This is a genomic window from Anditalea andensis, from assembly GCF_000714815.1.
Lineage (GTDB): Bacteria > Bacteroidota > Bacteroidia > Cytophagales > Cyclobacteriaceae > Anditalea > Anditalea andensis.
Window position 1 is genome coordinate 72,982 of record NZ_JMIH01000016.1, and the last position, 12,317, is coordinate 85,298.

The 12,317-nt window shown below is 38.2% G+C and carries 11 protein-coding genes; 1 reads left to right on the forward strand and 10 read right to left on the reverse strand.

Annotated features, from left to right (window positions below):
• Nucleotides 1-128 precede the first annotated feature (128 nt).
• From trmB to holA, 9 genes are all read right to left on the reverse strand, one after another.
• Nucleotides 129-794, reverse strand: coding sequence for a tRNA (guanosine(46)-N7)-methyltransferase TrmB (gene trmB / locus EL17_RS08700; RefSeq protein ID WP_035072701.1), 666 nt, complete (start codon nt 792-794; stop codon nt 129-131).
• 1 nt (nt 795) lies between these two features.
• A complete protein-coding gene (locus tag EL17_RS08705) occupies nt 796-2,073 on the reverse strand; it encodes a bifunctional folylpolyglutamate synthase/dihydrofolate synthase (RefSeq protein WP_035072703.1) in 1,278 nt (425 codons plus the stop codon).
• A gap of 3 nt (nt 2,074-2,076) precedes the next feature.
• Nucleotides 2,077-3,030, reverse strand: a complete 954-nt coding sequence (locus EL17_RS08710) for a hypothetical protein (protein WP_035072705.1) — start codon at nt 3,028-3,030, stop codon at nt 2,077-2,079.
• Between the two features lie 7 nt (nt 3,031-3,037).
• Nucleotides 3,038-3,430, reverse strand: a complete 393-nt coding sequence (locus EL17_RS08715; RefSeq protein ID WP_035072706.1) for an ExbD/TolR family protein — start codon at nt 3,428-3,430, stop codon at nt 3,038-3,040.
• A gap of 1 nt (nt 3,431) precedes the next feature.
• Nucleotides 3,432-4,124, reverse strand: coding sequence for a MotA/TolQ/ExbB proton channel family protein (locus EL17_RS08720; RefSeq protein ID WP_035072708.1), 693 nt, complete (start codon nt 4,122-4,124; stop codon nt 3,432-3,434).
• A 1-nt stretch (nt 4,125) separates the two neighbouring features.
• The gene (locus tag EL17_RS08725; protein ID WP_035072710.1) at nt 4,126-4,851 is read right to left on the reverse strand and encodes an SPOR domain-containing protein; all 726 of its coding nucleotides are present in this window, start codon (nt 4,849-4,851) and stop codon (nt 4,126-4,128) included.
• A 96-nt stretch (nt 4,852-4,947) separates the two neighbouring features.
• Nucleotides 4,948-6,600, reverse strand: a complete 1,653-nt coding sequence (locus EL17_RS08730; protein ID WP_035072713.1) for a TonB-dependent receptor — start codon at nt 6,598-6,600, stop codon at nt 4,948-4,950.
• Between the two features lie 30 nt (nt 6,601-6,630).
• Nucleotides 6,631-9,615, reverse strand: a complete 2,985-nt coding sequence (locus tag EL17_RS08735) for a tetratricopeptide repeat protein (RefSeq protein WP_035072715.1) — start codon at nt 9,613-9,615, stop codon at nt 6,631-6,633.
• A gap of 27 nt (nt 9,616-9,642) precedes the next feature.
• The gene (gene holA / locus EL17_RS08740; RefSeq protein ID WP_035072717.1) at nt 9,643-10,665 is read right to left on the reverse strand and encodes a DNA polymerase III subunit delta; all 1,023 of its coding nucleotides are present in this window, start codon (nt 10,663-10,665) and stop codon (nt 9,643-9,645) included.
• A 126-nt stretch (nt 10,666-10,791) separates the two neighbouring features.
• Between holA and EL17_RS08745 the strand changes: the two genes are divergently transcribed.
• Nucleotides 10,792-11,472, forward strand: coding sequence for a tetratricopeptide repeat protein (locus tag EL17_RS08745; protein ID WP_035072719.1), 681 nt, complete (start codon nt 10,792-10,794; stop codon nt 11,470-11,472).
• A gap of 4 nt (nt 11,473-11,476) precedes the next feature.
• Here EL17_RS08745 and EL17_RS08750 read toward each other — a convergent pair whose 3' ends face one another.
• The gene (locus tag EL17_RS08750; RefSeq protein WP_035072721.1) at nt 11,477-12,316 is read right to left on the reverse strand and encodes a universal stress protein; all 840 of its coding nucleotides are present in this window, start codon (nt 12,314-12,316) and stop codon (nt 11,477-11,479) included.
• Nucleotide 12,317: the final 1 nt, after the last annotated feature.

The following is a 12,317-nucleotide window of genomic DNA, read 5'->3' on the forward strand; positions in this document are numbered from 1 at the left end:
TATGTAAATGCCAAATAAATTTGCCTGAAGATATATAGCGCCTGTACCCATAAGTTCAGGCGCTTATATATTATATTTAGGTATGATAGACAGGTGATCGATTGTCATAGGAAATGAGAATGAAGTTATTAATCCTTTTTAAACCTGAATCTCAAATATTTTATTTTTTCACCTTTATCGGAAAATATTTTTTCATATCTGGTTTTGATTCCTAAATGTTCCCTTTGATATTCGGAAGCATAAAAATCAAAGGTCCATTCTAGCCCTTCCAGATCTTTTCGTAGGTTCAAAACCTCGAGGGTATATTCAAATAAACCTGTATTGTCAGTTTTTAGATGGATGATTCCTCCCTTATCCAATAGTGGTTTATACATTTCTAAAAACCGCGGCGATGTCAATCTCTTTTTTTCATCACCATCCCTAGGTCGAGGATCAGGAAAGGTAATCCACAGCTCATGGATTTCTGACTCCCCAAAATACTTTTCCAACTGCTCAATTTGAGTCCTTAAAAATGCAACGTTTTCTAGTTTTTCAGTTGCTGCTATCGTGCTACCTTTCCAGATTCTGGAACCTTTAATATCAATACCGATAAAATTATGGGCTGCATTTTCCCTTGCTAACCCTACGGTAAATTCCCCCCTGCCGCAGGCCAGTTCAACCACAATAGGATGATCATTTTCAAATTGTAAAGCATTCCAATTTCCCTTAATCTTTTCAAAAAGTGGTTTGCCTTCTTGGATTACATTTTTACTTTCCTCGTTTTGTTTAAACCTTACGAGCTTATTCCTTCCCATGCTATATAATATCTAAATCTGCGACTACAAATGTACTTCCTCCAATAAATATAAAATCATTTTTACCTGCCTTATCCAATGCCGACTGGTAGGCCTTATTAACGTCAGAAATGATTTCACCTCTTATACCCATATCGAGAGCTTTTGATGCCAGTTCATGGGCTGGCATGGCCCTTGGTATAGAAGGTTGACAAAAAATGTAAGCTGCATCTTTTGGAAACAAATTCAGTATCGCATCCACATCCTTATCCTGCACCATTCCAATGACGCAGTATAGTTGATTGAATGAATAAGTTTGGATTTGTGAAATGATATAGGCTATACCATCTATATTATGTCCTGTATCACAATAAGCTAGAGGTTGATCATTCAATTTCTGCCATCTTCCTTTGAGTCCAGTGAGTGATGTTACGTTTGCCAGTCCATAATGAAGTGCTTTAAGGGGTATATGAATACCCAATGATCTTAGTTTATCCACTGCAGTAAGGATACCTGCCAGGTTTTTTTCTTGGTATTTTCCTGCCAAATCCATTAAAATTATTTTTCCATTCACTAGGTATTCACATAATCCACTTTTTATATTCCCCTGATGTTTAATAGTATACGATCTTTCAGCAAAAGTGATTTCTGCATTTCGTTGTTGTGCTAGTTGGGTAAATACTTCTGTAGTTTCAGCTTGCCTTTGGGAGATGATTACAGGTGTGTTTGATTTTATTATTCCTGCTTTTTCTGCTGCTATTTTTGGAAGTGTATCTCCCAAAAACTGCATATGGTCCATTCCTATATTGGTGATTATAGAAAGTAAAGGTTTCAGAATATTAGTACTATCCAGCCTCCCTCCCATACCTACTTCCACTACCGCGATATCTACGGCTTCTTCAGCGAAATACGAAAAAGCCATGCCTACGGTCATTTCAAAAAAACTGGGCTGAAGTGAATCAATATAACTTTTATTGCTTTGGACAAAATGTATGACAGCCTGTTCGGTTATATCCTGTCCATTTATTTTGATACGTTCTCTAAATGATTTTAAATGTGGAGATGTATACAGACCTACCTTATATCCTGCTGACTGTAAGATAGCAGCCAAGGAATGAGAAGTGCTTCCTTTTCCATTGGTGCCTGCTATATGTATGGATTTAAATTTGAGGTGTGGATTACCTAGCTCCTCACATAGTGCCAGCGTATTATTCAGATCTGTTTTATATGCAGAAGCTCCTATTCTCTGGAACATTGGCAGTGCATTGAACAGATAGTCCAATGTTTCCTGATAAGTCATTGATTAATCTACTCTGATTACGAAAGTAATTTTACCTGTGGAGTAATCTGCAGAAGGATTTCCACTTTGCCTTTTAAAGGTAAGCTGGTTTACCACTGTACGGTAATAAGCAAGCACTTCATTAGGTACATTATATTCCAATGGAATCGCCTGGACTATTCTGCCGTTATCGTCTACAGTTATTTTAAAAACAATTCGACCATTTCTGGATGAGACATTATCCCTAATATTAGGTTTAGATGCAAAATCCCATCCTGCCAAGTCAAGGGCATATCCCCCTCCCGGTCCTGCATTCCCCTGACCGGATTGCATAATGGACCTTCCGTCCACAGTTCCTTGGGGTTTGCCTTCGTCTCCGGGGGTCGAAGATGATCCTTGATTACTTCCTGCTGTAGGCTGTTGACCTGAACCGGCGGTTCCTCCGGCACCAAATATGGCCCTAGGATCAACCTTTGGCTTTTCTTCCGCTTTCTGGGCAGTTTTCTCTGCCTCGCTTTTAGAAGGTTCTGTTACGGGAGTGGAAGGTTTAGCTGTGGCAGTACTTTCTTTTTTGACTTCAGTGGGTTTTTCTCCTCCCTTTAGAGGACTAGGAGCTTTTGACTGGGTTTCATAAGTAGTCTTCGATTTACTTGGAGCAGGTTTAGCAGTCTTGGTTTCAGGCTGCGCTACAGGTGCTGCTGTAGCAGTAGGCTGAGGAGCGGGATCACCTGGAGCAGGAGCTTCCTGCTGTACTACCTCTGCCTGAGAAGGAGGAGCTGTGGTCTGGGTATTGCCACTTCCTACTTCTGTGAAACCCAGATTTAATTCTAACCCAAACTGAGGAATAGGTGGAATGGCCGGTTTCCATACCACAATAAAATACATGGCCACAAGTATGAGCACATTTGTGATGATGGTGATGGCCAATGCCTTTTTATTGCTGTCTGCCTCTTCTTTGTTTACTTCCCAGTAAGCCATATTATACTTATTTATAAGGAGTGGTAGCTATAGAAACATTCGCTTCCAATGAAGCAGCTATCCCTCCTATTTCCACTAAATATTCTACAGGAACCTCTTTATCAATGTGGAGTACTACCTGTCCCTTCTTTTCTTGCAATAACGCCGAAAGTTCGTTTTTAATTTCATTACGGCTAACTATTCTGTCATTAACAGAAAATCGAAGGTCCTTTGTAACCGTAACCGTTACTTCCTGCATGACAATATCGGAAGTTTCACTGCTGGGCAGGTTAACCGGTAATCCGGACGGAGTAATAAATGATGAGGTCAACATGAAAAATATTAGCAACAGAAATATGATGTCTGTCATGGAGGACATACTAAATGATGCTTCTATTTTATTTTTTGATTGTAATGCCATATTATTTCTCCTGCAGAAGGTCAATAAATTCTATAGTCGTATATTCCATGCTATGGATCAGCTTAGAAACCTGGCCCACCAGATAATTATAACCAAGGTACGCTATGATACCTACCACTAAACCTGTAGCGGTTGTGATCATAGCTTCGTAGATACCTGTAGATAAAAGTTTTGGTGACACCATTCCCTCTTCCTGGGCTACTCCTATAAAGGCCCGTATCATACCTGCCACAGTTCCCAAAAAACCAATCATAGGCGCAGCTCCAGAAACGGTCGCTAATAATCCCAAATTCTTTTCAAGTTTATAGATTTCTATTTTACCTACATTTTCTATAGCTACTTCAATATTTTTTAATGGACTACCTATTCTGTCAAGTCCTTTGGATATCATATTCGCCACCGGGGTATTTTCTCCCTGGCAAACCATTTTGGCCCGAGGTATATCTCCGCCCTGCACCATCATTTTAACCTGGTCTATTAGTCCTTTAGGTGTTTTCGCTGCTTTACGCAAAGTAATAAGCCGCTCAACAAAAATGAATATAGCTAAAATGAACAATAAGTATAATGGAATCATCATGTACCCGCCGGCAATTAATAGGTCTAAAAGACCAATGGCGGAATTAGGAGATTCTGCAGTAGCCAAGGTGTCGACAGCTATTGGGCTGTCTGTAGTTAAAGTCTGTAATAAGATCATATTAATATTTCAATACCCATAAATTTTCTTTATAATTTTCCTGATGTGCTTCAAGCACTTCTACAGCCTGTACGAGTGATTCATACTCCCCGATGGCTAATCTATAATATGCTATTTCTCCATATGGATATACCAAATAAGTGTTTTTTTGCTGTCTATTTAATTTATTGGAATAATCTAAGGCCATATCTTCGTCTATAAAGCTTCCTACAACGACAAAATAACGTGGTGCAGCTGCCCTAGATTTTATCGTGGTCAAAGTAAAAGTTTCAGGTACCTCTTCCACTGTTTCAGCATCATCTTCTACTATTTCTGGCTCCAGAACTTTTTCCGGTTCTATTGGAGTAGTGATAGGCTCAGGTTGACGCGTGTCCTGTTCTGCGATATTATTCCAATACCAAAATATACCTGCAAATATCAGCAATAAAACCAGGCTTAAAATAATCCATACTCGATAGTTAGATTGTTTTTCCCTGGCTTCCAAAGAAGGCTGTGCCTTGAAAGCAGGTTTAGACTTTACAGTTTCATGAATGATGGGTTCATTAGAACTTACAGATTCTTCGTCAGCTATAATTGTTTTGGGTTTAACCAAATCAGGTTTATTATCGTTCTCAGACACAGATTGAGGACTTCTGGAGGAAAGAGGTACTATTTCCACCTTGGGAAGGCCATAATCTTTGTCTTCGTCGGTTTTTGAATGTTTGTCCTGATTATCTTTATAAGCCATTTTTGAATAATAAGTACATGCTAATTAATCTACGAAGCTAAGACAAAAGCTTTAATTAGCCAATATTGCAGTTCATATTTACATATCACCGGCGACCTAAAACTTAAATGTTACACCTCCAATGCCCTGGATCCCACGGACCCTATAGTTCCAATACCTTTGATAGTTCTGATTTAATAAATTATTTCCCATCATGAATACTGAAAATCTATCATGAAACGCATAATCCACTCTAGTACTTACATCTACCAAAGGTTTTAAATTTGCAGTACTTCCGGATTGCAAATTAATAGCCCTTATGCCGCCCATGGCATTCACATTTGCCGAGATAAACCATTTATCGGTCGGGGTAAATGTATTGTTTATTTTTAATTCCCATTCCGGCCGGTGCCATGCACCGTTTAAGTTAGATAAATTGTATTGAAAGTAGTCAGCAGAAAGTTGTAACCGGTACCAATTTTCATACTTCCATCCCGCCCCTAGATTGAAATTCAAAACTTCAGTTTGGTCATCATACATCAATTCGAACCTGGTACTATCCATTTGATTATTTCCATAAAAATGCATGTTTCTAAACTGACCAAATTTAATACCGGCAGTATAGGTGAATTCATCATTGATATTACCCCTTACTCCCGCGCTGGCCTGATAGCTTTGGATAGTATTCAGTAGTTGGGTACTGGGACCTAACCATGGGTTTTCCATAGCAAAATCATAATATGTATTCCTCATCACATCTCCTTCCAAACCTATAAAAATCCCCAGTTCCTCTGTGAAGTTATATGATGCATGTATGTTTGGGAATATATGGAAATCCGAATTTTTATTGGCAGTAATATCATTTTCAAAAACCATATTTGCACCTGCCCTTGCCCTTAAGCCTTCGCGAATATATTCCACAAATGGGTTAATTCTCAAATAGTTTCTGTTTATATTATTATAAAACAGGTCAGAGGGCGAAGTTATATAACCATCAGTTTTCACCTCAGCGCGTAGGTTATCGTTTGCCCGGAATCCCATTTTCGCATTTAAGCCCAGTTCATGTTCCCTAGCGATAAGATTATCATTAAATAGTCTCAATGAAAGATTTCCATCATAATTAAAAGACTGTGTCTGATTGATGTTTCGGATTCCTGCGTTTCCATATAGGGTATGAAAGATCTGTCCTATCGTATCTCTGTTTACTTCAAGTCCAGGGGTATAGCCATAGAAATGATATTTATCTCTATCATACCCTACTTTACCATATACTTCCATGCCTTCCATAAACATACTTCCATCAAACCGGATATTTGTATGGTCTTCGGCAGAGTTTGATCCATCTACTGGGCCATTGTAAAATCCCTGATGATGAATATAAGCACCAAAGTTCCTATAATCACTTTCTACATTGTTTATATAAATTTCAGCCAATGGGGAGTTATAATTTCCATATCCTACTTTAGCATAACTATGGTATAATTCAGGTTTTAAATTATCAAATCTTCTCTGGTATGGTTGAGTATTGGTCTCCACGGGAGGCAGGCTTAGAAAGAAAGGCTGCACCTGATAGTTCAGTCTACCCACACCCTGACTTTCAGGTAGCGCAGGTGTACGCATAAAGTTCCTGGGCTGAGGCGGCAGGGTAAGCACACGGTCCTTTCGGATGACAAATTCCTGATCTTTTACTTCCCCGCGCGTATCTTGGGCCAGAGTTGAAGAAATCTGATTGATCAGAAATAGAAATATAAAAACAAGTCTTTTATTCATTTCAACTTAAAATGTATACCTTAAATAAAATTAATTGATTGCCGCTAGTTTTTTCCTAGCTTCATTTTTGATTTCCTCGTTGGCAGATCTTTCTACTACAGATTCTAAAGTAGCTTTGGCCTGGAATTTTTCACCCATTTTCAGGTAATTGTCAGCCAGTAAGAGAAAACTCCTTCCGTACCAGTAATCATACGCACCAAATGGTGAAGAGAAATCGAAAATCGTTTCATTGGACTGTGTAAAATTACCCCTCTCATGAAAACTCAAAGCTAAGAGATAAAGGGCTTCTGCACCCTGCGCGTTTCTGGCTTCATTTACCAGTTCCATCAGCATGTCATCAGACCTGGTTTTATCCCCTTTCTTTTTAAAAGACTTTGCTTTTAAAAGTTTGGCCAGACTGGTGGCTTCAGCAGTCACATTACCTAAAGAAATCACCCTGTCTGCATAATGATTGGCAGAATCATATTTTTCTGTTTCATAGTAGGAAGACATTAGCCGTCTGAAAGCTTCATATTCCTCTATTTTATTTCGTGCATTCTTAGCAGATGTAATAAGATAAGGGATAGCTCTTTGGTAATTATTTCTGTCAAATTCGATTTCACCTATCTTTTGGATAGCGCGTACTTTCTGAACAGAGGTGGCTGATTTTTCTAAATCGTAGAAAGTCCGCAAAGCACTGTCTCTGTCCCCGAGTCTTAAATAAGCGTCCCCTATAAAGTATTTAGCTTCACCGCTTTGAGCACTTGTGGGATAATTTCTCAAATAATCTTCAAATGCTCTTATAGATTCTTTGAAGGATTGGCTGAAAAAGAGATTTTTAGCGGCCTCAAATTCTACGTTTTGTAGACTTTTATTATCAGGATTGGAAGCCCTGTATTTTCCGAGCTGCTGCGAAAACTCACCTGATCTGCCCTGAAGAGCCAGTGCTTCCTGCAGACCAACTAAAGCAGCATCCGCATTAGCAGAATTTGGGTAGGTGTCCAATATCTTCTTATAATCATTTATGGTATTGTCGTAATTTTTCAGGGAATAATTAGCCACCGCCCGTCCTTCTAGTGCATATGGGATGAAAGGACTGTTTGGCCTGGTATTTATCAGACGGGTAAAACCTTCTACCGCATCGTTGTACCTCGTTTCTTCCATGTTGATCTGAGCTTTCTGAAAGATAGCATCATCCAAATGATTACTGTTGGCATACCTTTCGATTACCTGATTTAGCTCTCTGATTGCTTCTGCATTTCTGTTTTGAAAGTTCAATACCACTCCTGACCTGAAATGGGCATAATCACTATAGCGACTGCGCTCCTGTATAGCCCGCTGATAGGTAGACTGGGCATCAGCCTGCTTTTTTTGTACATAATAGGTATCACCTAGACGTACCAGGGCATCTTCATAGTTCTCCCTTTCTGCATTTTGGTTAACTTTATCTACAAAACTTCTAAACTGGCGCTCGGCTTTGTCATATTGCTGGGTATTAAAATAAGCATATCCAAGTCCGTAATGTGTCTTTACCAATGCTGGATCACTGCCTCTGGCGCTGGACACTACCGCTTCATATGCTTTGATAGCTTCCGGTAGTTTGTTCTGAGCAGCATAGGACTCCCCTTTCCAAAAATCAGCTTGGTGAACCAGTTCTCTATCCATAGGATAACTCTGAGATTTGGTAAAATAATTAATGGCCGGATTAAATTTAGAATCATTATAATAAGTGATTCCTTGATAATAAGCTACTTTTTGATAGGCACTTTTTATTCTATCAGATTTTCTAGGCAGCTTTTCTATATGCTCAATAGCCCTCAAATAGTTATTTGTATTGACTAAAGCATCACTCAGCAGCTCTTCTACTTCTCTCACATGAGAACCTCTTGGGTAATTGTCCAAATAATTGTCAAGTGCCATTACAGCATCCTGAAATACCCCTCTTTCCAAGCTTACTTTTGCATAATTGAATAGGGCTTCTTCCTTTATCCTGTCATCATGGTCACTCTTATAAGCTGCACTGAAACTGTTTACTGCGAACTGAGGGTTATTAACCTTTAAATATGAATGTCCCAAATAATAACTGGATACCTGACCCAATCTATCATTTTCAAGGGCTACCTCTTTAAAATAATTTGTAGCTTTATCATAATTGGTCACTTCAAATTGTGCTACGCCTGCTTTATATTTTTGATCCCGACTCATAGTGCCCTTTCGGGCAGCTGAAAAAGCATCATAAAACCGGGCTGCTTCGGGAAAATTCCTTTTTTCAAAATATGCTTCAGCCAGTAAAAGATATATCTCTTCCTTACGGTCCAGGGTTCCTCGTGTCTCTACTATAGGGCCTGCATATGCTATTAATTCAGCATAATAACCCTGGCGGTAATACAAGCTAGAAAGCATATAAGGTACTTTATCAGCATAAAACCTGGTTTTATCAGCTTCTCTAAAGTCCGCTATGGCTTTATCAAAATTCCCGGTTTCCATAGCCACATACCCTGAATAATAATAGGCGTCAGGGGTATAATCACTACGCATGCGTTTTACCTGTTCAAAATAGGAACTGGCATTTTTATAATCCTTAAGCTGAAAGAAAGAATATCCAGTTTTAAAAAGGATATCTGCCAGCTGTTCATCATCTACCTGCCCTCTGTTTACCCTGTTAAAACTGGTAATAGCTGATCTATAGTCCCTATTTTCAAAATGGTAGTTTCCTAAAACATACCCCGCTTCATTTGCCATGGGATGATCCGGATTTCTACCTGTGAAATCAATAAGTCTGCTGGGACCGTCTGGATTGTCAAGTTTTAAAGCGGATACAGCATGATAAAATTCAGATTCCACCTGCTGGTTGTCAGCCAGTAGTCTGCTTTTTAAATGCTCAAAATGAAATTTGGAAGCGCTAAATTGGTTTTTATGGAAAAGCTCTAGTCCGTCATCAAACTTTTTATCTATGCTATTCTGATATAAGGTTGACTGGGCATTAGCCTGGTACATGGATATGCAGGCTAACAGTATCAGTGAAGATTTCTTCATTCTAATATTAAACAGAAATTTATGTTTTTAATGGGTGATTTTAAATACCAGTTCTTTCAGGATTTCAGCATCCTCCATTCCGCCGGTATCGATGCCTTTAGAACGAAGATCTGCCTCTTTTAGATATCCCACGTTATCAATAACCTTGCCTAAGGGATAATTTTTGGCAGCGATGATATACTCTTTGACAAAGTAGGGGTTTACTTTAAGTTTAGATGCCAATACTGAATCAGGTTCTCCTTTATTTCCATGTACCATCAGTATTCTGCTAAAATGTAAATATAATAAAGCAATGATGGGTATAAGTGGATTGTTTTTTGGATTTTGGGCAAAGTGATTGATAATGGTATTAGCTTTAAGTATGTCTCTGAAACTAATGGCCTTGGTCAATTCAAAATTATTATATTCTTTATTGATTCCTATAAACTGCTGAATATGCTGGGTGGTGATTTCTACTGGCTCAGAGAAGTTGATCAGCATCTTATCTACTTCATTGGTCAGGACCTCGAGGTTATTTCCGATGGATTCAGCTATTACCTGAGCCGCCTTTACATTAATGCCAAAGCCTTTTGATTTTAAATAATCCGTAATCCATGGAGATAATTTATATTCCGGCACCTTGTCAGATTTTACCAATATAGCTTTCTTATCCAGTTCTTTTGCCAGTGGTTTGCGCCCATCCAAAGTTTTGTACTTATGAGAAAAAACCAGAATGGTACTAGGCAGTGGATTTTGGATGTAAGCACTTAGTAAGCTGTCACCAGCTTCTTTTCCAAGGTCTGGAATTGCCTGGGCTTCTTTTACTATAACCAGCTGTCTGTCCGCCATCATGGGAAACCGTTTGGCATTTGTCAGTACGGCACTCATAGAAGCATCTTTTCCATACATCATTACCTGGTTAAACCCCTTTTCATGATCAGGAATGGCATTCTTTTCTATGAAATCTACTATCTGATCTATAAAAAAAGGCTCTTCCCCCTGTAGGAAATATACAGGTGCATATTTACCAGCCTTTAAATCTTTTAATACTTCATCGGGTCTAGTGGGCATGGAATCAAATTTGTCCCCAAATATATAAATTTTAATGTTTAATAAAATTTATATTCCTGATGGTAAATAACAATTTTAAACTTTACAGGGCTTATTTTTGTATTATTAACAAACCTACAATTTGTTGTGAACGATTTCGATAAAGCAATTATATATTATAAGGAAGGCAAGTTCCAGGAAGCCTTGGATATTCTCAATAATCTTTTGGCCAATAAGCCTACAGAAACAGACTTTTTATTGTATAGGGGAAGGATATTATCCAGACTCGGCCGTTTAGAAGAAGCATTAACGGATTTTGATGCATTGATAAATATCGATGCGCAGAATACTAACTTTATTAGTGACAGGGCTGTGGTGTTACATTTATTGAAAAAAAACGATGAAGCCCTTCGCGCATTTGATTACGCTATAGAATTGGATGGGTCAAACCCGTATCGGTATTCAAGCCGGGCATATTTCAAAGACCGAATTGGAGATTTAGAAGGGGCTATTGCAGATTATGAAAGAGCAGTGTCGATAGATCCTGAAGATGCTGTCTCCTATAATAATAAGGGCATTGTCGAAGAAAAGCTTGGATATAAAAACCGTGCGCAGGAAAGCTTACGTAAAGCTGATGAACTAGCAGGTTATGAACCTCGTAAAGAGAAACTTCCAGCAATAGATAAAGAACCCATGATACCCCAAGAAGAAATCAATGATACGCCTCTTACAGTTACATCTTATTTTGAAACCTTGAAAAATGTATTCACTGATAAAGCTACTCGTAGGGAATTTATGGACTTTGTGTTCAAAAGGAAGCGTCATTAATCATCTATATAGATTTTATTATAAATAATGGTTTATTAATGAAATAAGACATTTTCTTGGATAAATTATTGGTAAAGAGTTGGTCGAACCAGCTCTTTTTTTTGCTCAAAGTAATCAGCATATCACCTTTAGATGTAATCAGATAATTTTCCAGACCTAATCCTGGATCATCTCTGTATGATTTCAGTATAAAGTTCACTTTGTCATAATTTATGAATGGAGTGATTTCTGTAACCATGGTATGATGCAGGGCTCTATCTATAGATTTCTTTTTTGTCCCTACATGTACAATGTCTATTTCACTGTCATAAAAGTTTGCCATTTTTACCACTTTTTGAATGGCTTGCTTATCTTCTTCCATATAATTTGTGGCATAGACATATTTTTTTATTGGCTTAAAAAATACTTTTCTTGGAATGACCATTACATCAATATTTGATTTAGAAACTACTTTACTGGTCCGTGTTCCTATATAGTTTTTCTTGAAATCGTTTACACCTTCCGTACCCATGATGATGAGGTCAATATGGTTTGCCTCAGCATAATCCAATATGGTACTGCTAGTTTTTCCCTCAATGATAATACCATCACAAGATTGCAGTCCCTTAGGAATACTCTCTGTTTTGACTTCTTCAACTAAACTGTCAAGTTTTTTTTGCGCAAATGTCAATAGGTCTATAGATACCTGATTTCTGGAAAACAGCTTCTGGTAATCTTCTGGATTAGGTACATGGAATAATGTCAGCTTAGCGTTAAACTTTTCTCCTAATTTAGCAGCGTACTCTATTGCATTTAACGAGCATTCCGAAAAATCAGTAGGGCATAAAATTTTAAAAGTACTCATA